The organism is Shewanella chilikensis (genome assembly GCF_037953065.1).
GTDB classification, from domain to species: Bacteria; Pseudomonadota; Gammaproteobacteria; order Enterobacterales; family Shewanellaceae; genus Shewanella; species Shewanella chilikensis.
In genome coordinates this window covers 3,033,501-3,059,706 of the sequence record NZ_CP149966.1, presented here as the reverse complement: position 1 = coordinate 3,059,706, position 26,206 = coordinate 3,033,501, and the positions used below count along the sequence as shown (strand labels likewise).

Annotated in this window: 20 protein-coding genes; 11 read left to right on the top strand and 9 right to left on the bottom strand. The window is 54.6% G+C overall.

All coding sequences use genetic code 11. From position 1 onward, the window contains the following. Positions 1 to 32: 32 nt before the first annotated feature. Positions 33 to 614 (bottom strand): TetR/AcrR family transcriptional regulator, encoded by a 582-nt coding sequence (locus WKR14_RS13870; RefSeq protein WP_101056644.1) that lies wholly within the window; start codon positions 612 to 614, stop codon positions 33 to 35. A gap of 183 nt (positions 615 to 797) precedes the next feature. Here WKR14_RS13870 and WKR14_RS13865 point away from each other — a divergent pair, with 183 nt between their 5' ends. Then, a complete protein-coding gene (locus tag WKR14_RS13865; RefSeq protein ID WP_165565347.1) occupies positions 798 to 1,841 on the top strand; it encodes an alkene reductase in 1,044 nt (347 codons plus the stop codon). Here the strand turns inward: WKR14_RS13865 and WKR14_RS13860 are convergent. After that, the gene (locus WKR14_RS13860) at positions 1,759 to 2,700 is read right to left on the bottom strand and encodes a substrate-binding periplasmic protein (protein ID WP_101056642.1); all 942 of its coding nucleotides are present in this window, start codon (positions 2,698 to 2,700) and stop codon (positions 1,759 to 1,761) included. The two genes, WKR14_RS13865 and WKR14_RS13860, sit on opposite strands and share 83 nt — an antisense overlap. Before the next feature lie 188 nt (positions 2,701 to 2,888). Between WKR14_RS13860 and WKR14_RS13855 the strand changes: the two genes are divergently transcribed. After that, positions 2,889 to 7,835 carry a S8 family serine peptidase gene (locus WKR14_RS13855; RefSeq protein ID WP_339086523.1) on the top strand — a complete coding sequence of 1,649 codons (4,947 nt, stop codon included), beginning with the start codon at positions 2,889 to 2,891 and terminating at the stop codon, positions 7,833 to 7,835. A 145-nt stretch (positions 7,836 to 7,980) separates the two neighbouring features. On the opposite strand, the gene WKR14_RS13850 is transcribed toward WKR14_RS13855, so the two are convergent. Continuing rightward, positions 7,981 to 10,365, bottom strand: a complete 2,385-nt coding sequence (locus tag WKR14_RS13850; protein WP_286995979.1) for a Lon protease family protein — start codon at positions 10,363 to 10,365, stop codon at positions 7,981 to 7,983. Between the two features lie 227 nt (positions 10,366 to 10,592). Here WKR14_RS13850 and WKR14_RS13845 point away from each other — a divergent pair, with 227 nt between their 5' ends. The 7 genes from WKR14_RS13845 to WKR14_RS13815 all read left to right on the top strand — a co-directional run bounded on the left by WKR14_RS13845 (position 10,593) and on the right by WKR14_RS13815 (position 17,850). Further along, positions 10,593 to 11,816, top strand: coding sequence for a DEAD/DEAH box helicase (locus WKR14_RS13845; RefSeq protein WP_234556279.1), 1,224 nt, complete (start codon positions 10,593 to 10,595; stop codon positions 11,814 to 11,816). A gap of 341 nt (positions 11,817 to 12,157) precedes the next feature. Beyond that, positions 12,158 to 12,919, top strand: a complete 762-nt coding sequence (locus tag WKR14_RS13840; protein WP_144190697.1) for a phosphatase — start codon at positions 12,158 to 12,160, stop codon at positions 12,917 to 12,919. Positions 12,920 to 12,987: 68 nt separating this feature from the next. Then, positions 12,988 to 14,250, top strand: a complete 1,263-nt coding sequence (locus WKR14_RS13835) for an SDR family oxidoreductase (RefSeq protein ID WP_286995977.1) — start codon at positions 12,988 to 12,990, stop codon at positions 14,248 to 14,250. A gap of 188 nt (positions 14,251 to 14,438) precedes the next feature. Beyond that, complete coding sequence (cysQ, locus tag WKR14_RS13830) at positions 14,439 to 15,200, top strand: 3'(2'),5'-bisphosphate nucleotidase CysQ (protein WP_101056650.1); 762 nt, start codon at positions 14,439 to 14,441, stop codon at positions 15,198 to 15,200. Positions 15,201 to 15,228: 28 nt separating this feature from the next. Beyond that, positions 15,229 to 16,131 carry a fructokinase gene (gene mak, locus WKR14_RS13825; protein WP_165565342.1) on the top strand — a complete coding sequence of 301 codons (903 nt, stop codon included), beginning with the start codon at positions 15,229 to 15,231 and terminating at the stop codon, positions 16,129 to 16,131. A 196-nt stretch (positions 16,132 to 16,327) separates the two neighbouring features. Next, positions 16,328 to 17,107 (top strand): YdcF family protein, encoded by a 780-nt coding sequence (locus WKR14_RS13820; RefSeq protein ID WP_335917819.1) that lies wholly within the window; start codon positions 16,328 to 16,330, stop codon positions 17,105 to 17,107. Between the two features lie 68 nt (positions 17,108 to 17,175). Then, entirely contained in the window at positions 17,176 to 17,850 is a 675-nt protein-coding gene (locus tag WKR14_RS13815; protein WP_339086519.1) for a DUF2982 domain-containing protein, read from the top strand. A 106-nt stretch (positions 17,851 to 17,956) separates the two neighbouring features. Here the strand turns inward: WKR14_RS13815 and WKR14_RS13810 are convergent, their stop codons facing one another. The 6 genes from WKR14_RS13810 to galU all read right to left on the bottom strand — a co-directional run bounded on the left by WKR14_RS13810 (position 17,957) and on the right by galU (position 24,563). Continuing rightward, the gene (locus WKR14_RS13810; RefSeq protein WP_339086517.1) at positions 17,957 to 20,224 is read right to left on the bottom strand and encodes an OmcA/MtrC family decaheme c-type cytochrome; all 2,268 of its coding nucleotides are present in this window, start codon (positions 20,222 to 20,224) and stop codon (positions 17,957 to 17,959) included. Positions 20,225 to 20,512: 288 nt separating this feature from the next. Next, positions 20,513 to 21,487 carry a LysR family transcriptional regulator gene (locus tag WKR14_RS13805; RefSeq protein WP_101056633.1) on the bottom strand — a complete coding sequence of 325 codons (975 nt, stop codon included), beginning with the start codon at positions 21,485 to 21,487 and terminating at the stop codon, positions 20,513 to 20,515. 152 nt (positions 21,488 to 21,639) lie between these two features. Next, positions 21,640 to 22,044, bottom strand: coding sequence for a bactofilin family protein (locus tag WKR14_RS13800; protein WP_234556268.1), 405 nt, complete (start codon positions 22,042 to 22,044; stop codon positions 21,640 to 21,642). A 115-nt stretch (positions 22,045 to 22,159) separates the two neighbouring features. Beyond that, the gene (napF, locus tag WKR14_RS13795) at positions 22,160 to 22,639 is read right to left on the bottom strand and encodes a ferredoxin-type protein NapF (protein ID WP_165565338.1); all 480 of its coding nucleotides are present in this window, start codon (positions 22,637 to 22,639) and stop codon (positions 22,160 to 22,162) included. A gap of 2 nt (positions 22,640 to 22,641) precedes the next feature. After that, positions 22,642 to 23,655, bottom strand: a complete 1,014-nt coding sequence (galE, locus tag WKR14_RS13790; protein WP_208142892.1) for a UDP-glucose 4-epimerase GalE — start codon at positions 23,653 to 23,655, stop codon at positions 22,642 to 22,644. Continuing rightward, the gene (gene galU, locus WKR14_RS13785; RefSeq protein ID WP_101056648.1) at positions 23,652 to 24,563 is read right to left on the bottom strand and encodes a UTP--glucose-1-phosphate uridylyltransferase GalU; all 912 of its coding nucleotides are present in this window, start codon (positions 24,561 to 24,563) and stop codon (positions 23,652 to 23,654) included. The genes galE and galU overlap by 4 nt, the downstream gene beginning before the upstream one ends. A gap of 286 nt (positions 24,564 to 24,849) precedes the next feature. Here galU and phhA point away from each other — a divergent pair, with 286 nt between their 5' ends. Further along, the gene (gene phhA / locus WKR14_RS13780; RefSeq protein WP_100145291.1) at positions 24,850 to 25,641 is read left to right on the top strand and encodes a phenylalanine 4-monooxygenase; all 792 of its coding nucleotides are present in this window, start codon (positions 24,850 to 24,852) and stop codon (positions 25,639 to 25,641) included. Positions 25,642 to 25,695: 54 nt separating this feature from the next. Then, positions 25,696 to 26,034, top strand: coding sequence for a 4a-hydroxytetrahydrobiopterin dehydratase (locus WKR14_RS13775; RefSeq protein ID WP_025010903.1), 339 nt, complete (start codon positions 25,696 to 25,698; stop codon positions 26,032 to 26,034). The last annotated feature ends 172 nt before the right edge of the window (positions 26,035 to 26,206 follow it).

Sequence of the window (26,206 nt, the reverse complement as noted above, 5' to 3'; positions counted from 1 at the left end):
GGCGCCTTGGGCGCTCAAGGCTTGCGGCTGGCTCAGAGACTCAGATGCTCATACAGCTCTGTTGCCAGGGCACTGAGTTCATCGGCGCTCGGATGAGTATGGGCATAAGTGCGCAGGCCATAAATACCCATCATCAGAAACCGGGTCAGCTGCGCCGGATCTTTATCGGCGCCCAGTTCACCTTGCACCTGGGCCTGCTGCAGTATCTGCTGCAACGCCGTTTGCCATTGCTGTAGATGTTGGCTCACTCTCTGTTGTACAGCCAGATCTTGCTCACCCACTTCGCTCAAGGCCTTGACCAAAAGGCAGGCCTGACTGGCATCACAGCTGAGGCACTCGCTGACTATGTTGTCCAGATAACGCCGCAGGCACTCGAGTCGTGAACCCTCGGCCGGGAAAAAGCCCTGCAACTGCTGCTCGCGATCGGCGTGGTACTGATCAATTGCCGCCAGAAACAGCCCGTGCTTATTGTCAAAGGCACAATAGATAGACCCCGGATGCAAGCCGGTTGCCCGGGTCAGATCCTGCATGCTCGTCTTGCTGTAACCCTTGGCCATAAAGGCATTCATGGCGCTGCGCAGCACTTTCTCGCGATCGAATTCGGCGTTTCTCATAAGATGATTTCCCACTGTGATGCGCCGAGTTTACTGCAATTTGAATATTTGTTCAAAAAAGGCTTGAATGATCATTCAACAATCTTTATCTTGAACGAACATTCAAATAGGGGCTCAGCTCCTCAGGCTCTGAATAAGGCGAATGCCAGTGACTGAGCCGTTAACTCGCCAAGGGCAGGAACCATGTACCAGAACTTGTTTGAACAGTATCGTCTCAATGACAGCATCACACTCAATAACCGCTTTTTGATGGCGCCGCTCACCCGTTGTATGGCCGATGCCGATTTGGTGCCGACAGATGCCATGTTGGCTTACTACGCCCGCCGCGCCGAGGCTGGGCTGATCATCAGTGAAGCCACCATCATTCGCCCGGATGGGCAGGGCTATCCCAACACTCCAGGGCTCTTCACTCAGGCTCAGATTGCCGGTTGGCGCCGGGTGACCGATGCCGTGCATGAAAAGGGCGGCAAGATTTTTGCCCAGCTGTGGCACACAGGCAGGGTCGCGCATCCGCACTTCTTTAATGGTGAACATGTGTTGGCACCATCTGCCGTGGGCGTTGAAGGTACAGTGCCGAGAATGCGCGAGCTGAGTTACCAAATTCCAAAGGCGGCCAGCAAGGCCGAGATTGCCGAACTGGTGCGTGATTACGCCAAGGCGGCAGAAAACGCCATTGAGGCCGGTTTCGATGGCGTTGAGATCCACGGTGCCAACGGTTATCTTATCGATCAGTTCCTGCATTACGACAGCAACCGACGTGAAGATGAGTACGGCCAAACGCCTGAAAACATGAGCCGCTTTGCCCTGGAAGTGGTGGATGCCACCATAGCCGCCATAGGTGCAGATCGCACGGCGCTGCGTTTGTCACCCGGGGCATACTTTAATATGAGTGCCGATCCCCGTGACCGTCAGGTGTTTGATTATCTGCTCGCCGAGCTTGGCTGCCGCCGATTGGCCTATCTGCACGAGGGCATGTTTGACGACAGCATGCGCTTCGACTTCCTCGATGGCCGGGTATCGGATTACATGCGCCGTTACTACCAGGGCAATCTGGTGGGTGTGGGTGGTTACAGCCCGGAAACGGCCGCCGAGGCGATTGCTGCCGGGCGTTTTGACCTGATCGCCATAGGCCGCCCCTTTATTGCTAACCCTGACTATATCGCCAAGGTTCGCAGCGGCGAGAGCCTGCAGGATTACTCGGATGAGATGTTGGCCACTCTTGACTGAAGCAGAGCACTCCGGCCAGATTCTCATCTCTAATCCACTTTGCCATGGCGCCATCGAGATGCAGTACCGGCGGCGCCTGGCGTCCTTGTAGAATTGCCCCATATTTGGCGAGTATTTTGGCATACTCGCCGTTTTTTTTGATTGTCTCCAGCCCTTGATTGAACTCGGCTATCAACTTGGCGCCATGGGGATGAAGGCGACTGGTGCTAAGGTGCAGGTTGCGAATATCCAGTGGTGGACCGGTAAAGTCGAAGCTATCTTCCTGTTGCAGACGCCAGAATGTATCTGTGGCGACAATTTCATCCTCCAGAGTCAAATCCAGACGTCCCACTGCCAACATCTTCAGACTGGACTCCAGACTGTTGTTGGGTACGCGAATAAAGTTGCTCGCGGCGCGAAAACCGGTTTGATAGCTGTATCCGCGTACCACACCGATTCTTTTCCCCTTGAGGCTGTCGAGCTCAGTGTATTCAAAGGGATCGCCACGGCGCTTGATGAAACGCTGGCGATTTTGCAGATATGGCTCTGAAAACATTAGTATTTGCTCTCGCTCCGGCGTATGCCAAGTGGCCAGCAACAGATCGGTTTTGGCCTCTTTAACTGACCTCAGTGCCCGTGCCCAGGGCTTTAACTCCACCTGTAAGCGATAACAGTGAACCGCCAGGGCGCTCTGAACTATTTCCAGTGCCAAACCGGCTTTGCCATCGGCCTCAATAAAAGGAGGCCAGGGATCATTGGTCAGTGTTAGATGCAGCTGCAATGCCGGTTCAGAAGTTAAAGGGGCTGCTGGATTACAGTTGGCGCTGGTCGGCCATGGCTGTAGTAGAAACAACAGAGCAATTACCCAAGTCAGTTTCATATTTAACCTTCATATCAGAGGCTTGTAATCCAAAAGCGGCGAAAGAAAGTTGCAGGTTTCATCAGCATCCCATAAATCCGCATGTAATTGCAAGGTTACTAAATGCTACGAAGTTGTTTGTTTTTGTTTGTTATATCTGTAGTGCAGATTTTCTGCGTAATTGAAAGCAAGAGTCTTAAAGAGGACCTATGACTATAACAAATAATCAACTTGGAACGCGGTTCCGTCAGACGGCGTTGGCCAGTCTGACCGCGCTCTATTTCGGCGGCATGATGAGCGCCAGTGCCCAGGTTCAGATGCAACCTGTGGGGAAAGGCAATTTCTATCAGCCAAGCTTTACCAAAGAACAGGTATTGGCGGCAGACAAGGCTCGCAAGGCGAGTCTTGAAGGTGATATCTATGCCGGTCAGCCGGGAGTGCTTAATCAGGTGTTGCGTCAACGGACGCCGGAACAGATATTTCAGCCGGATCCATCTGTCAGTGGCGTTCAGAGCTATATAGTGCAGCTCAATGAAGAACCTCTGGCAACCTATGACGGCAGTATTTCAGGGCTAGCGGCTACCAAGGCACCGAAAAATCGCTCGCTGATCGCCAAAGGTCGGGTCAGTGTCAATACGACTGATGCCAGGGCTTACAGCCGTTTCCTGGAAAAGCGTCAGGACAGTTTCGTCAATCGCGCCCGTCAGGCCGGTGCCAATCTACAGTTGAAACAGCGCTTCACCATTGCCAGCAATGCTATGGTGGTGGAGATGACTCAGGAAGATGCCAAAATTCTTGCCCGCCAGAGCGGCGTCAAGCGGATAACCCCCAACCGCATTTTCCAACTGCGTACCGACAGAGGGCCTGAGTTTATCGGCGCCGACCGGATCTGGCTTGGCCAGGACCCGAGTACAGGCCTGGCCGCCAAGGGTGAAGGTATGCTGGTCGGGATCATAGATACCGGGGTTAACACAGATCATCCGGCCTTTGCCGAGGATCAAGACTATGTGCGTTTGAATCCGCTTGGCAGCAACAAGTTTACCGGTGATTGTGTCGACAGCCCTGAGCTGTGTAACAACAAACTGGTGGGAGTTCATTCCTATCCCGAGATCACAGATGTTTACGGCGCGCCGGAATTTCAGGCCAACCCTTGGGGGGCGCCTGTCATGGTGCGTCCGGCCAATGGTGAGGACTATAACGGCCATGGCTCCCACACCGCCAGCACAGTAGCAGGTAACCATCTGGACAATACGCCTTTGCAGGCTGCAACAGGTGAGGCCACCAGTGACGGGGTCAATGTACCCTTTAACTTCCCGGCTACCAGCGGTGTCGCGCCGCGGGCGCATATCATCTCTTACCAGGTGTGCTGGCCAGGCAACGGTGGTGATCCCTATGCCGGTTGTCCCGAGTCGGCGATTCTGGCGGCCTTTGAAGATGCCATTGCCGACGGGGTCGATGCGATAAACTTCTCCATCGGTGGCGCAGAATCTCTTCCTTGGGCCGACCCTATGGAGCTGGCGTTTCTGGCAGCCCGTGAGGCGGGAATTTCTGTGGCTGTTGCCGCAGGTAATGCCGGTGCCTATTGGAGCGCGGATCACAGCTCTCCCTGGGTGACGACAGTTGGCGCCACCACCCACGACAGGGTGCTGGAAGCCGGTAACAAGCATATCGACAATTTCGGCGGCAACGAGCGTTATCGCCCGTCCGAGCCTATTGCAGGCAAGAGCTTCTCCGGCAGCATTACCGGTGAGGTGGTATTGGCTGAAAATTATGCCGACCCTGATCCCAGTGATGATTTCAACGCCGCTTCCTGTAACGCTCCTTTCCCTGCCGGAACCTTCCGCGATGACCAGATAGTCATCTGTGAGCGCGGTGACATTCCCAGAGTGGACAAGGCCAAGAATGTGGCGGCCGGCGGCGCCGGTGGTTTTATTCTGCAAAACGTGGACTATCAGGTCGACAATCTGGTGGCCGACAGCTTTGTGATCCCTGGGATCCAGGTAAAGCAGAGCGACAGATACAAGCTGAAAAACTGGGTTAGATACAGTGAGCCAGGCACGGCCATAGCGACTATCTCGGATTTCAGCAACGAGTATCTATTTGATGATGCTCAGGCCAATAACCTGGCGCCTTTCAGCTCAATGGGCCCGAGCCGCACCAACAACACCCTGGTACCGGATCTCACCGCTCCCGGGGTACAGATTTACGCTGCCAACGCCGATGATCAACCCTTTACCGGCGCGCCGGATGCCTCCGACTGGACCTTTATGAGCGGCACCTCAATGGCGGCGCCTCATGTGACAGGTGCCATGACCTTGTTGATGCAGCTGCATCCCGAGTGGACCCCTGCCGAAGTGCAGTCGGCGCTGATGATGACAGCCGGACCTGTGTATCTCAATACAGGTTATGAGTTGCTGGAGCCTTTCTATCACTTTATGGCCGGCGCCGGTGCCATTAATGTTGCCCGCGCGGCCGATACCGGCTTGGTGATGGATGAGACCATAGAAAACTACCGCAATGCCAACCCGGAAAACGGTGGGATAGTCAACTGGCTCAACTTGCCTTCCATGGTGGAAATGGCCTGTGAGCAAAGCTGCAGCTGGATGCGCACAGTTACTGCCACCCGTGACGGCAGTTGGAGTGCCGAGGCTTTGGGTAAGGAGCAGGGCTTTGAGCTCAGTGTATCTCCCGAGAACTTTACCCTGGCCAAGGGGGAGAGTCAGACCCTGGTGATCAAGGCCAAAGTGCCGCCGCTGATTGAGTCCAACGTCAATCCGGGTGAGCCGGGAGCGCCTTGGCAGCAGGTACAAAACAAGGACGCCTTCTTCAACGGTGAGCTCAGACTCACTGAAGCGTCAAGCACTTCCCCTGAGTTGCATATGCCGGTAGTCGTGGCCAGTAAGGCTGATCAGATGCCGGTATCCATGGACCTGGAGATCAGCCGGGCTCAGGGCAGTGAAACCCTGAAGATGAATACCTCGGCCTATGCTCAACTGACGCCTCGTTTCTACGGCCCGGTGCAGCCTGAACTAAAAACTGCCACTCTGGAAGCCGTGGCACCATTCCTTGATCTGGAATACATAGAGAAGGGCTGGGATATTCAAACCGTCACGGTTCCCGAAGGCGCCAAGCGTTTGGTGGTGGAAGTGCAGAGCGCCAAGCGCACCAGTACGCTTGAGGAGATGAACCCCCGTTATTCAGGGGTGTTCCCCTTTGTAATCCTGGGGCGGGATGCCAACGGCAATAACGGCTTTATCCCTTCGCAAGAGGAGATGGAGCAGGATGACAGGGCGCTCAAGGCAGAATACGATGCCGAGCTGGTGTGTTTCTCCTCCAGCCAAGCCGAGCACAACCTCTGTAGCTTGGAAAACCCGGCCCCCGGCACCTATTGGTTTGCCACCGCCATGGCCTATGGCAAGGGGGAAGTGGAAGCTGTGACCGGCCATGCGGTGATCATGGCCGATGACGATTTCGGTATGTTGAGCCTGGATGGCCCGGCATCGCATGATGGCAATGGTGACTATCAGTTGACCCTTAACTGGAATATTCCCGATGCCAAGCAAGGGGATGTCTTCTATGGCGGTATGGATCTCGGTGCCGGCCCTGGCGCTGAAGGCTCGTTCGGTTTCAGTGCCCTCAATATCCGCCGCGGCGAGGATGCCGTAAGTTGGTCCGTCAATCAGGACAAGGCGCTGAGCGAAGATGTGGTGGATGTTACCGTTAAACTGGCGGCCAACCTGGAATCCCGCGATCGCAACTATGAGCTGCAGCTCAAGTTACCCGAAGGCATGCGTTTGGCGCCGGCGACCATCAAGAGCAATAATCCTACGGTTGCCGAAGCGATTGTTGCCGATGAAAACGGTCTAACGCTGACAGGCTTGCAGCCCAGCACCCGCTTGGTGGAGCGGCAATACAAGGTTAGTACCAACCTCAACGATGCCATGTGTCGCACACCTATGATTGATGACTACTCCACAGATGGCTACATAGATCTCTTCGGCGAGTTTGGTATGCAGCCCAACGCCGACTGGTTGGCTGGTGACTCTCAAACCAGTGTCGATGTGCCTATCGATTGGTTGTTCTATAAAGAGGGCGCCGAGTTTAAGGTGTACAACCAGGCCAATGCCGGTTATATGCGGATGCACACTGTGGGTGCACTGCAGTTTAATACTGCCTACTGGTATATGGGCGCGCACCGAGGTCCGGGTTTCCTCTACGAGGCGCTGGCTCCCTTCTGGCGTGGCAGTTTCGAGATGAAGTACCGCCGTCATTGGGAAGAGCCTTGGGGCTTGACCATAGCCACTCAGTACAAGGAAGAGCGTCCGGATCTGGGGGACTTGTTGTTCCTCGAGTTTGATAATGTTACCGACCGCCAGACAGGTCAGGAGTTTGACTTCCAGACCATACTGCGCAGTGGTATCGACGATCATCCCGGCATGTACGAGATCATCTATGCCTACCAGAATTTGGGGGCCGATGTAGCCGATGGGGCTGTGTTTATCGAAGGTTTTGACAGTACCTGGTCCAGCGATGCAGGGCCGAAGAATGGCTATCTGTATGAGATGTTGGGCTTCGATAACCTGGATACCTTGCTTAAGGACGATCTGGTAATCTGCTTTGATTACTCAGGGCCTGAGCAGAGCCGGGTCGAGCTGAGCTTCAAGGCGGCGATTCAACCCGGCGCTACCGGGAAGGCGCTTGCCATGACACTGGATTACGATCTCGAGGGCGGCGAGCCGGGCACTTTGAGCCATCAGATTCAGGTTAAAGGCAATATCCAACTAGCACCTCTCAGTGACATGAGCGTTGCCGAAAATGGCCGCATAGACGGTATCGCCGTGACCTATATCGATGCCGATAAGGTGCCGAATCTGTTGGAGGTCAGTGGTGAACACATCAGCGCCGAGATTAACGGTGATAGCTTCAACCTGATCCCGGAGGCAGATTTCCACGGTGAAACCCAGGTCACTGTGACAGTGCGTGATAGCCTCAACACAGGTGATGCCGCCAGCACTAGCTTTATGCTGAAGGTGGAGTCCGATGGGGTTGACCCTGTGAGTCCACCTGAGCCGCCGCTGGAAGAGTCAGACTCGGGTGGTTCACTCGGCTGGAGTCTATTGCTCTTGTCGCTGGGGTTGCTGCGACGTCGGCGTTAAGCCCAATCCTGGTGATTCGCCTGGAAAAATAGTCAGATAAAAAATCCCCGCCTTGGTAATGGCGGGGATTTTTATTTGATTTCACTGCCTGTCCACCGAGGTTTTACATTATTTGGGAAAAGAGTGAGTTTTGCCCCGACTGGGTTTAAGCCTTGTCTTGGCTTTTAGTTTTCAGGGTTGACAGCCTGGCCGAGGCTAGCCCCAGTAAACTGCCATTCGGGTAATGACCGCGCTTGTCGGCCTTGCCGGTTTCCATATCACTCAGCAATGCCATCGCCTCGGTCACATGCTCGACCGTCCAGATATGGAATTTGCCCTTGCTGATGGCGTCCACCACAGGCTTTTTCAGCATTAGGTTGTGGGCGTTGGCCGCGGGAATGATTACCCCTTGGGTATGTCTGCGCCCCTTGATGGCACAGACATCGAAAAAGCCTTCAATCTTTTCATTGACCCCGCCTATGGGCTGGGCTGCACCGAACTGGTTCATTGAACCTGTGATGGCGATATCCTGGCGCAGGGGAACCTGGGCGATTGCAGAGATAATGGCACAGCATTCGGCCATGGAGGCACTGTCGCCATCGACCCCGGAATAAGATTGCTCGAAGGTCAGGGAGGTGGTCAGCGGAATATCGGCCTCGCGTCCCAACAGGGTTTTGATATAGGCCGAGAGGATCCACACTCCCTTGGAGTGAATACGGCCGCCGAGGCGCACCTTGTGTTCAATGTCCAACACTTCGCCCTTGCCAAAGGCTGTGGTCGCGCTGATACGGTTGGGCAGGCCAAACTGATGATCTGTGGTGGCGATGACCGACAGGGCGTTGACCTGGCCGCAGACTTTGCCGTGCACATCAATCAGGGTGGTGCCCTTGTGAAAGCTCTGCATCAGTTGATCCCTGAGACGCGATACCCTTTGCTCCTGCTGCGCCAGAGCCTGCTCTACATGGGCGAGACGAATACTGCGGGCGTTGGCCGCCTTGGCGCAGTAGTGGGTCTCCCGCAGCAGGTTGGCGATATTGGCCGAGTGCAGTGACAGCTGGGTTTGGTCATCGGCCTGGCGCGAGCTGAATTCGATTATCCGCGCAATGGCGCTGCGATCGCAGTGCAACATCTGGTTATCGTGCACTATCGAGGAGATAAATCTGGCATAGAAGCATTCGGCCTTCGGACTTCTTGGCATCACATCTTCAAAGTCGGCGGTTACCCGAAACAGCTCGCTGAAGTCGGGATCATAATGCTGCAGTAACTGGTAGGTCTGGTTGTCACCGAAGAGCACGATTTTGACATCCAGAGGGATAGGCTCCGGCGCCAGTGAAACTGTGCCGGACAGGGAGACTTCACGCTCCAGCGAGCTGAGATCCAGACTGCGGGAACGCAGTGCCCGTTTGAGCCCGTCCCAAACGTAGGGCCGCTCCAGCACCTTGACCGCATCCATCAGCAGCACCCCGCCATTGGCCTTGTGCAGGCTGCCGGGGCGGATCAGCGAAAAGTCGGTAAAGACGGTGCCGCGGTAAGTGGCGTTTTCCACATAACCGAATAGGCCGTGATAGGTGGGGTTTTCCTCTACCACCACAGGGAATTTCTGCTCCTCTTGACCCACCAGCAGGTTGACCTGATAACGCCTGGGCATTTTCTTTTCCAGCGAGGCATAGGCCAGCGCCAGTTGGTCTTCACTCTCCTCGAGGAAGATATCCAGGTTACCGAGCATATCTTTCTGCATCGCCGTCAGAAAAGAGCGGATCTCCGGCAGGCTGCGGTATTCATCCTTGAGCGGCTTGAAGAAATGGCTCAGTACTTCGCGGGCCACCTGTTCATCGTGCTCCTGCTGTTTGGTGCTGAACTCCTCTTCCCATTCGGTCAATTGGCGAATAATGCCCCTTAGGCGCGATTCCAAGTGTTTGATATTCTGTTCAAACGCCTGCTGCTCGGCTTCTGGCAGGGCGTGATAGCTTTCCTCGGTATGCGGCTCTTCGCCGTTCAGCGCCATCAACTGATACTCGCCCTGAGTGTTGATGGAGAGGCTTATTTTCATCCCCTTGGCTTCTTCGCTCAGAGCCAGCAGCGCCGCTTCCTGTTTTTGCGCCAACTGACTCTTGAGCTTGTCGGCGCGGCGGTAATACATCTCGTTGTCAAACGCCAACGGCAGCGCCTTGACCAGCCGGAGAACCAGTTTTTCCATCTCTTTCTTGAAAGTGACGCCCTTGCCGGCGGGCAATTTGAGCACCTTGGGGGTACGGGTCTGGTCGAAGTTGGCCACATAACACCAGTCGTTAAGTGTCTTGTCGGTAAATTCATGGCGCTTGAGATAACGCAGCATCATGGTGCGTTTGCCCAGACCATTTTGGCCTATGGCATAGATGTTGTAGCCCTTCTCCTTGATGGACATGGCAAATTCCACCGCACTCTGGGCCCGCTCCTGGCCTATGATGTCATCCAGCGGCTCCAGTTCGCGGGTAGACTTGACCTCATCTCCCAGATTGTCGAGATTGGCGGGACGGTATACCTGACTGGCATCTAAGCTGGTGACGGCCATGGGCGCTTCCTTGTTCAAATAGGGCAGAGAAAAGTAAAACTGCTTTTTATGACAATAAGATGCGCTGCAGCCTAAAGCAAACGTCAAGCCGAATAAGTCTCTCGGGCGGTTAATTTTTCACCCGTAAGCAATGTTTGCTGCTCGAACGCAGGGGTAACGCCTATTCGTCACCGGGTTGCAGGGTATAATGGCGGTTTGCCCTAAGCTTTATTTTTGAAGGACTCTCCATGGAATTTGCCGCTTTTTCTCTGCCCGAACCGCTACTGACCAATCTGGCCGGACTGGGTTTTAGCAAGGCAACCCAAGTACAGGCAGAGGCCATTCCTATGGTGCTCGCCGGCAGCGATCTCCTGGTGCAGGCACAGACGGGTACAGGGAAAACCGCCGCCTTTGCCTTGCCGCTGCTGGCGCGTTTACTGCCCGCTACGGCTGAGAGAGCAGTAAAACCCGCAGCGCCCAAGGCTCTGGTGCTGGTGCCTACCCGGGAGTTGGCGCAGCAGGTTTTCGATAACATTAAAAGCTATGCCAAGGGCTGCGAGCTGAAGATTGCCATTGCCTATGGCGGCGTGCCGCTCGATGGGCAGCTAAAGAACTTCAAGGATGGCGTCGATATCTTGGTCGCCACGCCCGGGCGCCTGCTGGATCACCTTAAAAAGCGCAGTCTCAGGCTGGATAAGGTTGAGACCCTGGTGTTTGATGAGGCCGACCGTATGTTGGATATGGGGTTTGAAGATGAGATCTCGGCGCTGATGAAAAAGATGGCCAAACAGCGCCAGACTCTGTTGTTTTCCGCCACCTTCAACGACAACATCTGGCGGCTGGCCAAGACTTTGCTGCAGTCTCCCAAAGTGCTGGAGCTGCAAGCATCAGAGCAGGGTGGCAGTATCAAGGAGCGATTGATTGAGCTCGATAGCGAGCGTAAGGCCGCCGCCGTTGCCGCCCTTTGTCGCCGGCACGACTGGCATCAGGTGTTGCTGTTCAGCCGCACCAAGGAGGGGGTCGACAAACTGGTCTGTGAGCTCAGTGCCGAGGGCTTGGCCGCCAGTGCGCTGCACTCAGATCTGAGTCAGGCCCAGCGGGAGCAGACCTATCAGGCGTTCAAGGCGGGTGAATGCCGTTTGCTGGTGGCCACAGATGTTGCCGCCAGAGGCCTGGATGTAGCGGCCTTGCCTTGCGTTATCAATCTGGAGCTGCCGTTCAAGCGCGAAGATTATGTGCACCGCATTGGCCGCACCGGCCGCGCCGGCATGGAAGGGCTCGCCATCACCCTATTCAGTCGTGACGACGAGCGCCTCCTCGAAGAGCTGGAAGCCATGCTCGACAGACGCCTCCCCAGAGAATGGCTGCCCGGGTTTGAGCCGGATCTCAACCGCAGTTTTGACGCACCGAGAAACCAGAGTAAAGCCGCCAAAAAGCAACGTGCCCGCAAGAGAGCGCTTGGTAAAAGATAACAAGTCAGGTTTAGTCGAGCCTACTTGAGTTAATCAACCGTAAGTGCAAACAACACAAGTATTCTGGTCCTGATGGCTCTACTCTGGCATGGATGCCAGAGTAGAGCCATCAGGGATGATTTCACGGCGTGCCGAGAAGCCGTTAGGACGAAAGTCCACGGCAGGTGCTCGATAGTTGTGTGGATTGGAAATCTATGCTGTTCAAGCCGTTTGAGTCGATGCATACCCTTTATCTTTGGGGTGGCCGATGGGCAGGAAAGCTATTGGGTTCATTCGCTAAAGTGGGTCAGTTGCGCTAAGCTAGTGGCCCGGTTTTCAAGAAACAGTCTCCTGGGGGAGCCATGTTCGCAGTCGATACCCACACCCACACAGTTGCCTCTACTCACGCCTACAGCACGATCCATGATTACCTGGCAGTCGCCAAGCAGAAAGGGATCCGTTTGTTTGCCACCACAGATCATGGCCCGGCGATGGCCGATGCGCCGCATTTCTGGCATTTCGTGAATCTCAGGGTATTGCCGCGGATAGTCGACGGCGTAGGGATATTGCGCGGAATTGAAGCCAATATTACCAATCTGGAGGGGGAAATCGACTTCTTTGGTGAGTTCCTGGAAGAGCTGGACTTGGTGCAGGCCGGGTTTCACGAGCCGGTATTCCCTCCCGCCGACAGTGACAGCCATACTCAGGCGCTGCTGAACTGCATTCGCAGCGGCAAGGTCGATATCATTACCCACCCAGGCAACCCCAAATATCCATTGGCTCAGGAGCTGATTGTCCGCACCGCCGCCGAGCATAATGTGGCGCTGGAGATCAATAACTCCTCTTTTGCCTGCTCCCGCAAGGGCAGTGAAGACAGCTGCCTCAATATTGCCAAACTGGCGAAACGATTCGACGCCCAGTTGGTGATGGGATCAGATTCCCATGTTGCCTTCAGTCTGGGGGAGTTCCCGCTGGCGCTTGAGATAGTGGATGCCGCCGGTTATCCAAGAGACAGGCTGCTCAATCGCGAGCCATTGGCGCTGCTGAATTTCCTGCAGCAGCGAGGCCACAAGACGCTTGGTGAGTTAATCGACTACTTTAAGAGTGAGGCGGCCGCGGGCTAACCTGGTTCGCCTGCCTTGAGGATACGAGCCACAAAATCCATCAACTGATTAGCCATGAATCCCGAATCGTGAAAGCCAAGACTACCCGAATATTGATCACCGGCGCTCATGGCCAGCTCGGACAGGCACTGCTGGCGAATTTGCCTTGGTTGCCCGAGTTTTCGCCTTCCAGGCTGCGAATGGAGATACCTGAGGCAAGCCTGGTGTCCGGCAGTGCTGTAAAACCCCGCAGTGCTATAGCACCCGGCAGCGCAATTGAAATTGTGGCGCTCGGGCATCAGCAGCTGGATTTAACCTCAGCAGATTTGCCCGAGCGGCTCAGTGAAATCAATGCCGATGTGATAATCAACTGCGCCGCCTACAACGCCGTGGATGCGGCCGAGCAGGATATGGCTACCGCCATGGCGCTCAATGCTGAGGCGCCGGAGCGTTTGGCCATCTGGTGCCGGCAACAGGGTGCTTGGCTTATCCATATTTCGAGCGACTATGTATTCGGGAATGTCTTCGGAAATGTCTTCGGGAATGATTTGGGAAGTGTTTTCGGAAACGTTTCTGGGAATGCTTCTGCCAATATGCTCGGGAATGCGCCCAGAGCCTTGACCGAGAGCGATGTTTGCGAGCCTTTGAGCCTGTACGGTCAGAGCAAGCTCGCCGGCGAGCAGCGCTTGCTTAAGGCCAATCCCGGCGCCCTGGTGCTGAGAACCTCTTGGCTTTACAGCCGTTTTGGCAGCAATTTTGTGTTGACCATGGGGCGATTGCTGACCGAGCGCCCCGAGCTCAAGGTGGTGGCGGATCAGGTCGGCACGCCAACCTGGGCCGAGGCGTTGGCGCGGCTTATCTGGCAGTTGCTCATCTGGTTTCATCTTAAGCCAGAGAAGTCCGCGGTGCTGAGCGGCTGCTTTCATTACGCGGCAACGGGGCAGTGCAGCTGGTATCTTTTCACCCAAGAGATAGCCGAGCAAATCGCCAAGCCGCAGTGCAATTCAGCGCCAAGCTCTCAGGCGGCGCCATTGCAAACCGCGTCGCCATCTCAAGCCGCGTTGCAATCTCAAGCTACATTACATTCAGCAGCAAACCCGGCGCCAATCACGCCAAGGTGCCGGATAACGCCTGTCAGCACAGCAGAATACGGCGCCTTATTGAATCGAGCGCAGGCGCCGCGCCCGGCGTATTCGGCGCTCGACTCAAGCGCTCTCAAAGATGCCATGGCGGCCATGCCTTCGGCATTTCGCTGCTATTTGCCAAAAGATTATCCGTCACCCATCTGGCTTTCCTGGCAGGCGCAGCTGGCGCTGATGCTTTCGGGGCTTGGTGCATCTTCCTTGGGTTGAATCGGCTTAAACAGGATGAAAAGTAAGGCAAAACCGGCTGTAGATTATAACCAGTAGCTAAAGGTTATACCCGCCAAAGCCGGGTGGCTGGCATAATAAACTATCTTGTTGATCCAAAGGATGAAACCTTGTCGAATAATCCCCCCAAGACCTTGCTTGATGTCAAGCAGCTGACACTTTTGGCCGAGATGGCCCGCGCTGCCGGTGAGGCGATAATGCAGTATTATCAGGGCGGCGAACTGGCGATTGAGCGCAAGGCCGATGACAGTCCGGTCACGGCTGCCGATCTTGCCAGTCACGCCGTGTTGCAACAGGCGCTGGCGCGTGAGTTTCCAGCCTGGCCACAGATGTCGGAAGAAGCGGCGGATATCCCCTGGGCGCAGCGGCGGGGCTGGGAAACCTATTGGCTTATCGACCCTCTCGATGGCACCAAGGAGTTTATCAAGGGCAACGGCGAATTTACCGTCAACATTGCGCTTATTCACCGAGGCCAGGCGGTCGCAGGTGTTGTCTATGTGCCCGCCACAGCCGTGTGCTATTTGGGCGCGCTGGGACTTGGTGCCTGGCGTGAGACCCCAAATGCGGCTGGATACCAGCGGGTGGAATTGAATGCCAGGGCCGGGGTTAAGCGTCAGGTTCCTGTGATTGTCGGCAGTCGCTCGCACTCGAGCCCGGGGCTTGGCGAGTATCTGCAGCAGCTTGGCGAGCACGAAATGAAGAGTGTCGGCTCATCACTCAAATTCTGTCTGCTTGCTGAGGGCAAGGCAGACATCTACCCCAGATTGGGCCCTACCAGTGAATGGGACACGGCGGCGGCTCAGGCCGTGCTTGAGAGTGCCGGTGGCCGGGTTTTGGAATATCCAGCAGGCAACAACTTAAAATATAACCAAAAAGAAACTATCCTCAATCCTTGGTTTATCGCATACAGTGCCGATTGGGCTTGCGATTGAAGCAGATATACACACCGGAGTTGCAAGCATGATGCGTATCGGCGTTGATTTGGGCGGCACTAAAATTGAATTGGTGGCTTTGGGTGATTCCGGGAGTGAGCTGTTTCGCAAGCGAATAGCTACCCCCAGAGACTATCAGGCGACCCTTGAGGCCATCTGTGCCTTGGTCGATGAAGCCGAGACGCAGCTGGAAATGACAGGAACTGTGGGTATTGGCATTCCCGGAGTGATCTCGCCCTTTTCCGGTTTGGTGAAAAATGCCAACTCCACTTGGTTAAATGGTCATCCGCTCGATAGAGATCTTGAGCAGCGTCTGGGGCGCAAAGTGCGGGTTGCCAATGACGCTAACTGTTTTGCGGTCTCCGAGGCGCTGGATGGCGCCGCCGCAGGTAAAGAGGTGGTGTTCGGGGTGATCATAGGCACAGGCTGTGGTGCCGGTATAGCCATCAATGGCAAGGTGCATCAGGGTGGCAATGGCATAGGTGGTGAGTGGGGCCATAATCCCTTGCCCTGGATACGTGCCGAAGAGTTCAACAGCACTGAGTGTTTTTGCGGCAAGCACGACTGCATCGAAACCTTTATTTCGGGAACCGGGTTTGTTCGCGACTATAACCAGGCCGCCGGGACGCAGCTCAGCTCGGGCGCCGAGGTGATGGCATTGCTGGAGCAGGGGGATGCCGAGGCCGGCGCGGCCTTTGAGCGCTATCTTGACCGTCTGGCCCGTTCTCTGGCCCATGTGATCAATCTGCTGGATCCGGACGCCATTGTACTTGGCGGCGGTATGTCCAATGTGCAGGCCATTTATCCGGCATTGCCGGAAAGACTCAAGCGCTATGTGGTCGGCGGCGAGTGCCGAACCCCTGTGTTGGCCAATCACTACGGCTGCTCCTCCGGGGTACGCGGCGCCGCTTGGTTGTGGGGCCGGGACTGAGTTTGGCAAGGCGCCCGGGCCGTGTTACTGATATTCGACTTAGGTACTTTAGACACTCTAGGCACTTTAGACAAAAGGGAAAAGCGTTCGAACATGTATTGGGGCAAGCGAGTCCATAGCCCTTCGCCAATCACTGGTCAGTCGGGTAAGGCTTCTGTAAGCTATGGCTACTTTTGCCAACCTTCGGATATCAAGCGTGTTCTGGCTGAAAAAAATCTTATCTCAATTCTTTATGCCCATCCCGCTAACCTTGGTCACTCTGCTATTGGCCTGTTTTTATATCCGTCGCAGGCCGGGAGTAGCGCGCGCTCTGATGGTTTTTGCCATCACTTGGTTGCTGCTGCTTTCCAGCTCTATCGGCAGCAGCACTTTGCTTGCGGGGCTTGAGCGTCAGTATCCACTTTATACCGCTGCGCCGGCGCGCTCCTGTGTGGTGATGGTACTGGGGTCTGGCCATGATGATCAGGTTGGCGGACTCGCGCGACATATGTTGTCGGCAACGGCGCTTGAGCGTCTCAGTGAAGGGGTGGCGCAGCTCAAGGCCGCCAACAGCAAAGATTGCCTGTTGGCGGTCAGTGGCTGGAACGGCGGTCTTGAGCAGCAGAGTCATGCCCGGCGAATGGCCGAGGCTGCCATCGAGTTGGGGGCCGAGCCATCGCGAATTCTGATGCTGGAGTCGGCCCGCGATACCATAGAGGAAGCCCAGGCGTTGCGGCAGACCTTCGGTGCCGGCACTGATGATAAAGGGATAGATGCCTTGGGTGGCAGACAACTGATCCTGGTCACTTCTGCCAGCCATATGCCAAGGGCGATGCGAATATTCCGCTCGACCGGGCTTGAACCTCAGGCGGCACCGACCGGTTTTCTGCTTAGGCGCGATCACTGGTGGCGCCTGAGCACATCCAATCTGGATGATTCACAAAAGGCGCTGCACGAATACCTGGGATTGGCCTGGTTGACTGTTACCGGCCGCTAATGGTTCTGAACCCTGGTCATGAAATGAATAAACGGCTGACAAGCCGCTGATAATAGAGCGAAAGCGTTATGGAAACTATCACTATAAGGCCGGGCAGCAAGCGCAATGGCATTACATTGACTCTGGCTGGAGGGCTGGGCATAGTCCTGGGGTTGGTGTTGTTTATCGGTTGGCCCTGGATGTTTGCCCCTGGAATCGCGTGTTTTGCCCTGGGGGCCGTGTCTTTGGTGCTGGGTATTGCCAAGCAGCTCGAGCCCCATGTCAGTCTTGAATTCAGCGCCGAAGGGCTGAGGTTCTTCCATCGCCGCGGTAGCTTGTTTGTGGCTTGGGATAATATTCAGCGGCTGGATCAGCCCAGAGTCACCCAAGGTATGGAGCAACTGACGTTGCCCTATATAGGGCTCAAGCTCAAACGTATCAACCCATTACTGGATGCCATTTCCCCGAGGTTAGCGACCGGGCTCTTGTCGGAGCAGCGGCCCTTGCTGATGACAGCTGCTGCCCAGGATGAAGAACTGCAAACACTGGAAGCGGCACTCAGCGCCGAGTTTGAACCCCTGACGGTCAATACTGAACGCTACCGAGGTGTATTGGCCATGTTTGGTCGCCGCTGCCTGACGCTGGACAAGTACTTGGGGTATCACCTCTATATTCCCGTGGATGCATTGGATCAACCGCCGGAGAGCTTTGTCCATAAACTGCGACAGCTGTGGCAGCAGAGGGTGTCGGCTACTGAGTTGTAAGTTATGGCTTAAGTAAGTTGAGAAAAGGCAAGGGGACCCGGTTGGGTCCCCTTGTTGTTGCAGAGTTGAGGGAGGGCCTTGCAGGGACAGCCCTCAAGGTACGGTACTAGTGAGCACCCCCTGCGTGTACCTTATCTACGCCATAGGTCTTTCCTTCGGCGTGACAGGTGGCACAGGACTCAACCGGTAGGTTGGCGTCTGTGGCAGCATCACCGGCAACTAAGGCACCATTACTCTTGAAGTGGGCCAGAGCGGCCGCATCAGAGTGAGCGTGACAGGTACGGCAGGATTCGGCAACCGGGGAGATATACTCGGTTGCTGAAATCTTGATCCCACGCTTGGCGGATGTCAGACCTCCGTCGGCGGCGAACAGCGGTGTGTCGTCTTTGTGGCAGGCGGTACACTCGGTTTCCACTGCAGGGTAGCCATGCAGCTCGCCTGAAGCGTCACGGAAGATGGCGGCTTCACCCCAGTTACCACTGTGGAAGCGGTGGGCAACTGTCATCAGATCCCGGTTGGCATACAGGAGTCCGGGGACTTCGGCAAATATAGGATTGCCATCGGCATCCAGATTACCTGTATTGTACTCGGAGGTGCCGTGATAGGAGCCATCATAGCTGTTGTTGTGGCAGTCCATACACTGATCGAAGGTGTAGGTGCCGTGGCGGGTACCCTTGATATAGTCCAGGGTGCCGTGACAGGCATTACACTTGGCTTCGCTGGCGCTCATCCGTTCTGCAATGGCAAAGCGGGCTGTGACAGCATCACCACCATCAAGGTTATAGAACTTAACGCTTGAAGTGGCGCCAATCGGATTGACGGCATCGAATGGCATGCCTTCGGCACAGGCGGCTATCTTACCTGAGTTATCGACACAGAAGTTAGCCTCGGTACCGACGTAAATGGTGCCCATCGCCTGAGCTTCCGGTACATCAGCAGTCAGGGTCAGCACGCCATTGACGGCGTTGCCGCTGGCTAGACCGGGCCTGCTGCCCCAGCGGGTGACTTCGCCTCTGGTATCCACATTGCCTATCAAAGTAGCGTCTTTATTGAGCACCGCCAGTTGAGCTGCATCTGTCAGTGGTTGACCATTGAAGCTGACATTGGCTGTGATGGTGACTAGTTTATTGCCGGCTGTGGTAGAAGCTACAGCCGTGGCAGAGGTGAATTCAACGGTCAACAGCTCAGCATATTCAGCCCGTTTACCCACTTTGTGAGCTTGCATAGGGCTGAGTGCTCCGCTGCCATGACAGGACTGACATTGGCTGTCATCTGTCTGGGCCAGGTTGAAGTCTGAGTGGCCGGCGCCGGTTTCAAAGTTGACATTGATATGGCAACCGACACAGGCTTCACGGTAGATATTGGCGTTCCAGGAGTCACCGTTGTTGTGGCAACTGGCACAGTTGTTAATTTCTGCCGGGAAGCCGATTTCACCGAAGTACTCTTTGGCTTCACCTGAGAGGAAACCTGCGATGTGATGGCCGGCATGCAGCCTGTGAACCATGGGACCGAAATCAAATACCCAACCTTCGGCTTTTTGGGCTTCGTTCGGTACCAGAGCCGGGTTGTGGCAGGCAACGCATTTCTCTGTGCTTTGGTAGTTGTGGTGCGCGTTTATCTTGGCGATGCGGCCTTCGACTTCACTGTGGCAGGCAATACAGGCGGCATCTGTTACCGTATCCTTACCTGTGGCTTCAACCAGTTCGCCGGATGCCGGAATATAATCCAGCGGCGTAGAGAGCACCTTGTCTGCTATGGCTGTGCCACTGGCATCCTTGAGGTTATAGGCGCGCAGGAACAGGCGATGAGGTGCGCTGAGGTTGTCGTTGGCATTCATAATGGGGGCGACCCCGTCATGTGCCCAAGTGCCGGTATAGGTACCTGGTTCGGCCGGATCTTCAACCAGGAGACAGGCATCGCCAGTCTGACCTCTGGAGCTATAGGTGCCATCCTGGGTGCAATACATGGAGCTGCCCAGTTCCTGAGCCGTGGCATTATTGACCCATTGCAGCGGTGCACCGCTGCCCGAGTCATTGCTCATGGCGGTAATAGAGTAGAGGGCGACCTGATCCAGGCCAGTCAGAGGGACTCGCTCCCCTGAGCTGTTGGTGGCCGAAGCCTTGAACTTGAGGGCGAAGGTTTCGCCGCCTGCCAGTGTGTTGTCGGCCGGCACTATCTCGAAACTGACATCGCCGGCACTGATAATGGTGGAAGTACTTGAACCTGCGGGGGCACCTGGCTGTCCGGGTTCGCCTGGTATACCAGGTTCACCGGGGGCTCCGTCTTTTCCGTCCTCACCGTCCCCGCATGCGGTAAGGCACAATAGACTGGTCAGAGCCAGCGCCAGTAATGACTTATTGTGTTTTTTCATCATAGCGTCCCTTTATTCAAATTATGGGTACTGCCTTTGCAGTTATTTGAATATACATACATCTAAAGTAGTAGTTTTGATTTATTGTTTTATTTGTGAAATACGAGTTAATAAATTGATAAAGAAATAGCGAGTGGCGAAATCAGTAATTTCAGTTTTTGAAATTACCGAATGCACAGAGTTACCAGCGGAAGTTGGCTATAAGTAGCAGATAGTTTTGGACAAATGGGAGAATGGGCTGATTCTGAAGGTAGCAAAGATGCCAGGTAATGAGCCGGAATCAATCAGTTCTCAATATTCAGCCTTGGGGTAAAGTTCTTGAGTGACCAGGCTCAGCAACAGTTTTCTTTGTTGTTCGGAATAACGGCGATAGCTGGGGGCCTTTTCCACCAAGGAGTAGCTTGGCAGCGAAAATGCTCGGTGGAGTTTAGTTACTTCGGTTTCCGGCAGATGTTGCACTCTCAAGCCAGGCATGCCTTCAATAAGCGCCATTTCATTGGGGGTGCTGAAGGCTACACTGCCCATGGTCAACAGATGAGCATGCCATTCTTCCCTGTCGTGTACGGCGTGCACCTGGGATAGGGGAATGCCTTCCTGCTGACAGAAGAGCTCCATGGGATCCATGCGCTCGTTGAAGCCCTTGATGGTCAAGTAAACGAAAGTATATTGGCTGATATCTTCGAGGGTGATGGCCGGCGATCTTTGCCACAGGGGATGATCTTCGCGGCTGACAACACATACCCCCATGGTTTGCCCGAGCGAACTCAGAATGAGATCCAGCTGTTCGGGGTGCTCCAGGCAGACCCCCAAGTCCAGTTGCCCGCGGTGAATTTTTTCTGCTGAATCATCTTGCCAGGGATAGAGTCTGATCTGGCCCAACTGCTGTTGAATGTTCGTCTGTCCCAGTTTCATCGCCAGCGAGGAAAGTAACCCATGCGCTACGGCTACATGAATACAGATATCGCTCGAGGGCAGACGGCTCTGATGAACTTGTTGTTCCAGACGGTGCACTGAGTGGATGAAATCGCAAACCGGTTGGTATAGATTCTCCGCCAGAGGTGTAGGCTTGAGTTGTTGCTGACGGCGATAGAAAAGCTCGTCGTCAAAGGCTAATCTCAGCGCCGCCAGGCAGCGGCTGATTTTAGGGGCGGACACTGCCAATTCTCGCGCTGTACAGTTGGCGTGCCCTGTTTCATAGATGTTCTTGAACACCATGAGGGTAAAAATATCCAGCTCACACAGCTGTTTCAATAATCGACTTGACATTAGCATCCATCCTATGGATTTGTACCTCTTTAGGGATAGATGCTAGACCAGCACAGATATGAATACTGTGACTAAGCACAATTCAATGCGTTTTTCGAAATCTTTGTGAATAAACTGTGATAAAGATCCTGTGTTAGTGCGTTTTTTGATCACTACTCTTGGGTTTGGAGCTTGAGTTCAGCCATTGGGGGAATATCATCACCAAGCTCTTTAAGCAAGTTAACTTCGTCTTTGACTCTGATGCCGATAAATTGACCACCTTCGAAGATCTCCATCGACTTACTGGCGACTTCTCCCTCGACTGTCCCGGTACCGCAGATAGTCAATTTTTCACAATGGAGTTTACCGCGAAATAGCCCTGATACCTTGAGTTCTTGGCAGTTAAGTTCGCCATCAACCAGGCCATTGGCTTCTATGATCAGCTTATTTTCAGCTGTCACCTTTCCATATATAGCGCCGCCGATTAGGGTCTCATCATCGAAGTGGCTTTCGCCGGTAATCTTGCTGCCCTGGGCAATATAGGTGAGCCCTGCCGTTTTTTTATTTTTACCAAACATAGTACTTTTTAGTGGTTTTTATCAGGGGAAACTCGATATTACCTGTTATCGCAAAGTAACAAAACCACTAATATTTGGCGCTGTGGGAGTCAGATTTTTGGCTCCCGGATGGGAGTCAGTCGGGGTTTGGCTCTCGTAGCTTGATGGCAGAGGCGGGGCAGGGCGCAACGCAGGCGCCGCAGCCATTGCAGCGCTCTGCATCCAATACCGGCAGGGCGGTAGCCCCTAAAAGGGGCGGAAAGCGGATCGCCCGCTCGTCGCAGGCATCCTTGCAGCTCTGGCAGACAATCCCCTGGCGGGCGAGGCAACTGTCGGCAAACTGGACAATGAGCCGCCAAGGCGCTTCGCCAAGAGGCCTGAATACCGGCTGTTCACAGTGGGTGACACAGGCCTGACAAAAGCTGCATTCGGCGCGCTGAAAGTCAAGCTCCGGAAAGCCACCATCCCCCTTGATTAACACTTGAGTCTCGCAGGCATCCACACAGGCGCCGCAGCGAGTACAGGCGTCGGTAAATTCCGCTTCCGGTTTGCTCCAGGGCGGCCGAACCACATCACTCTTGCGGCGACTGAACAGGCGTCTGCGGGACAGATCCATGATTAACCTTTGTAACCGTTAGGATTGTTGGATTGCCAGTTCCAGCTGGAGTCGGCCATATCCTGCAGGTTGCGCTCAGCCTTCCAGCCCAGTTCTTTTGCGGCATGGGCGGGATCGGCATAACAGGCGGCGATATCGCCGGGGCGACGTGGGGCAAACTCAAAGGGGATCGCCTTGTTGCAGGCTTTTTCAAAGGCTTTAACCATCTCAAGTACGCTGTAGCCCTGACCGGTTCCCAGATTATAGGTGACCAGACCTGGATTGGTGGCGAGCTTGTCCAGAGCCTTGAGGTGACCTATGGCCAGGTCAACTACGTGGATATAGTCGCGCACACCTGTGCCGTCTACCGTGGGGTAATCATTGCCGAAGACGCTGAGTTTATCGCGCTTGCCGACTGCAACCTGGGCGATAAAGGGCATCAGATTGTTGGGGATATCGTTGGGATCTTCACCGATGCGGCCGCTCTTGTGGGCGCCGACCGGGTTGAAATAACGCAAGCGGGCGATGTTCCAGTTGGGTTCGGCTGCGGCCAGATCCGCCAGAATATGTTCCACCATCAACTTGGACTGACCATAAGGGTTGGTGGCCGATGTAGGAAAAGTTTCGGTGATCGGCAGACTGGCGGGATCGCCGTAAACTGTGGCCGATGAGCTGAATACCAGGTTGCGAACGCCATATTCTTTCATCACCTGGCACAGAATAAGGGTGCCAGTGACATTGTTTTCATAATATCTGAGCGGCTGGGCAACGGACTCACCCACCGCCTTAAGGCCGGCGAAGTGAATCACGGCTTCGAAGCTGTGGTCGCTGAAGACTTTCTGCAGGAATGCCTTGTTGAGGATATCACCTTGATAAAAGAGTACGTTCTTGCCGCTGATCTCTTCGACTCTGGCCAGGGCTTCGACACTTGAGTTGCTCAGGTTGTCTATTACTACAACCTCTTTGCCCGCGGCCAGAAGTTCAACCAGTGTGTGGGTGCCAATATAGCCGGCACCGCCGGTGACCAAAATTGTCATGCTTTACATCCTTTTATCAAATCGCCCAGATAGGCGGCAAATTCACATCCAAGCTCGGGGTGGCGCAATGCATGCTCTACCGTTGCTTGCATATAGCCAAGCTTGTTGCCACAGTCATGGCTCTTGCCACGCATATAGTAAGCGTTGACCTGCTGGCTTTGCATCAACATGGCAATGGCATCCGTGAGCTGGATTTCATCACCGGCACCGGCTGGGGTTTTGCCAAGCAAGGGCCAGATAGCGGCAGGCAGCACATAGCGACCCACTACAGCCAGGTTGGAGGGGGCTTCGTCGATATCCGGTTTTTCAACCAATTTAAGCAGAGGCTGGGATTCGCCCGGCTTAAGGTCGTGACCGTTGACATCGGCTATTCCGTATTGGTCTACCTTCTCGTGAGGTACACCCTCGACCATGATCTGCCCGGTTCCTGTGCGGTCGAACAGGCTGACCATTTCGGCCAGGTTATCGCGGGAAAGATCGCTGGCAGCATCGTCTATCAACACATCCGGCAGCAGTACGGCGAACGGCTCATCACCTACTACCGGACGGGCACAGAGAATGGCGTGCCCCAGCCCTTTGGCCTGAGCCTGGCGGACGCTGATCACAGTGACATTTTGCGGGCAGATGGACTGCACTTCATTGAGCAGTTGCCGCTTTACCCGCCGTTCCAGCTGGGCTTCTAGTTCAAAACTGGTATCGAAATGGTTTTCAATGGAGTTTTTACTGGCGTGGGTAACCAGCACGATTTCCTTGATGCCGGCGGCAATGGCTTCGCTGACAACATATTGGATCAAGGGTTTATCTACTACCGGCAGCATCTCTTTGGGAATGGCCTTGGTGGCCGGCAGCATACGGGTGCCAAGACCCGCAACGGGGATTACCGCCTTGCGGATGGTGGTCGATTTTATCGGCATTCAGATACCTTGGGTGCTCGGGATAAATCAGCCCCTATTGTAATGCAGTGGCACCGAAAAGCCATTTGCAAAAAGGGCTAATTTTGCTGGAAACTTGCAAAAAATCCTGCCTGGGCTGCAAGAGTAAGCTACTGAACTTACCGAGCTAAATACTATTTTGTAACCAATTCTTTACAAATCTTCTTCGCTCGCCTCCGGAAATAAAGTGTGAGCTGGTTAACAAAAGTGCGGCCTTGAGTGAACATGAAATCAGAAACGATTCAGGCAGTGAGTATGGACTATGAGTAAAGCAACTCAATATGTGGCTCGTCACCCGGGCAGTGATGGCCGAATAGATTACCCGCAGGACGAGCACGCCATCTGGCAGGAGCTGTATGCCCGTCAGGAACACAACTTGCCTGGCCGTGCCTGTGATGAATACATGCAGGGGCTCAAGGCGTTGGACTTGCCTAAAGACAGGATCCCGCAACTGGGCGAGCTGGATGCCGTGTTGCAGGATACCACTGGCTGGAAGACGGCAGCGGTGCCGGCGCTTATCTCATTCGGGCGCTTCTTTGAACTCCTGGCGAATAAGGAGTTTCCGGTGGCGACTTTTATCCGCAGCAGGGAGGAGTTTGATTATCTGCAGGAGCCGGATATCTTTCATGAGATTTTCGGTCATTGTCCCTTGCTGACCAACCCGGCTTTTGCTCATTTTTCCCATATTTATGGTCAGTTGGGGCTTGATGCCAGCAAGGAAGACAGAGTCTTTTTGGCGCGTCTCTACTGGTTTACCGTGGAGTTTGGTTTGTTGCGTACCCAGACCGACGGCCTGAGAATTTACGGTGGCGGTATTTTGAGTTCGCCCGGCGAGACACTGTATGCCTTCAGCGACACGCCGGAGCGCAGACCCTTTGAGCTGCTGGATGTGTTACGTACTCCCTATCGGATAGACATTATGCAGCCCATCTATTACGAGATAGAGCATATTGATTTTCTCGATGAAATCGCCCGCATGGACATTATGAAGGCGGTTACCCAAGCCAAACGACTAGGACTCTTTACCCCCAAATTTCAACCCAAAGCCAGCTGATACTGGCGGTAATGGCCTGTGTGCAAGAGTGCAGGCCACTTTCAAGGAGATGTTATGACTGAACTGGCCAATATGAAGTGCGAAGCATGCCGCGCCGATGCTCCCAAGGTGACAGATGCCGAGCTTGCCGAGCTTATTCGGATGATCCCGGATTGGGGCGTACAGGTGCGCGATGGCATCATGCAGCTGGAACGGGTTTACAAGTTTAAAAATTTCCGGCAGGCAATGGCTTTTAGCAATAAGCTGGCGGACTTGGCTGAAGAAGAGTTTCACCACCCGGGGATCCTCACCGAATGGGGCAAGGTGACTGTGACCTGGTGGTCGCACTCCATTAAGGGGCTGCACCGTAACGACTTTATCATGGCTGCCAAGACAGACCAGTTGCTGGATTAATCTTTTCCTAATATATTCAGTGTGTTGATTATGTCTTCACACTGAATCCTCTCCCTTTGTTACAAATACGCTGTAAAGCGAGCTTGCCACTTGTGTCAGAACCTTCTAACGTATAGGGCGCATTTTTACATCGCCTGCCGACCTCTCAAAGCAGGCGATAATCCCAAAGAAT

Excerpts from the sequence above, each read along its gene's own strand:
- WKR14_RS13845 (WP_234556279.1), top strand. The coding sequence starts at position 10,593 with ATGGAATTTGCCGCTTTTTCTCTGCCCGAACCGCTACTGACCAATCTG.
- WKR14_RS13805 (WP_101056633.1), bottom strand. The coding sequence starts at position 21,487 with ATGTCAAGTCGATTATTGAAACAGCTGTGTGAGCTGGATATTTTTACC.
- WKR14_RS13850 (WP_286995979.1), bottom strand. The coding sequence starts at position 10,365 with ATGGCCGTCACCAGCTTAGATGCCAGTCAGGTATACCGTCCCGCCAAT.
- WKR14_RS13810 (WP_339086517.1), bottom strand. The coding sequence starts at position 20,224 with ATGATGAAAAAACACAATAAGTCATTACTGGCGCTGGCTCTGACCAGT.
- WKR14_RS13865 (WP_165565347.1), top strand. The coding sequence starts at position 798 with ATGTACCAGAACTTGTTTGAACAGTATCGTCTCAATGACAGCATCACA.
- cysQ (WP_101056650.1), top strand. The coding sequence starts at position 14,439 with ATGGCCCGCGCTGCCGGTGAGGCGATAATGCAGTATTATCAGGGCGGC.
- WKR14_RS13870 (WP_101056644.1), bottom strand. The coding sequence starts at position 614 with ATGAGAAACGCCGAATTCGATCGCGAGAAAGTGCTGCGCAGCGCCATG.
- napF (WP_165565338.1), bottom strand. The coding sequence starts at position 22,639 with ATGGATCTGTCCCGCAGACGCCTGTTCAGTCGCCGCAAGAGTGATGTG.
- mak (WP_165565342.1), top strand. The coding sequence starts at position 15,229 with ATGATGCGTATCGGCGTTGATTTGGGCGGCACTAAAATTGAATTGGTG.
- WKR14_RS13775 (WP_025010903.1), top strand. The coding sequence starts at position 25,696 with ATGACTGAACTGGCCAATATGAAGTGCGAAGCATGCCGCGCCGATGCT.
- WKR14_RS13840 (WP_144190697.1), top strand. The coding sequence starts at position 12,158 with ATGTTCGCAGTCGATACCCACACCCACACAGTTGCCTCTACTCACGCC.
- WKR14_RS13815 (WP_339086519.1), top strand. The coding sequence starts at position 17,176 with ATGGAAACTATCACTATAAGGCCGGGCAGCAAGCGCAATGGCATTACA.
- WKR14_RS13855 (WP_339086523.1), top strand. The coding sequence starts at position 2,889 with ATGACTATAACAAATAATCAACTTGGAACGCGGTTCCGTCAGACGGCG.
- galE (WP_208142892.1), bottom strand. The coding sequence starts at position 23,655 with ATGACAATTTTGGTCACCGGCGGTGCCGGCTATATTGGCACCCACACA.
- WKR14_RS13860 (WP_101056642.1), bottom strand. The coding sequence starts at position 2,700 with ATGAAACTGACTTGGGTAATTGCTCTGTTGTTTCTACTACAGCCATGG.
- WKR14_RS13800 (WP_234556268.1), bottom strand. The coding sequence starts at position 22,044 with ATGTTTGGTAAAAATAAAAAAACGGCAGGGCTCACCTATATTGCCCAG.
- phhA (WP_100145291.1), top strand. The coding sequence starts at position 24,850 with ATGAGTAAAGCAACTCAATATGTGGCTCGTCACCCGGGCAGTGATGGC.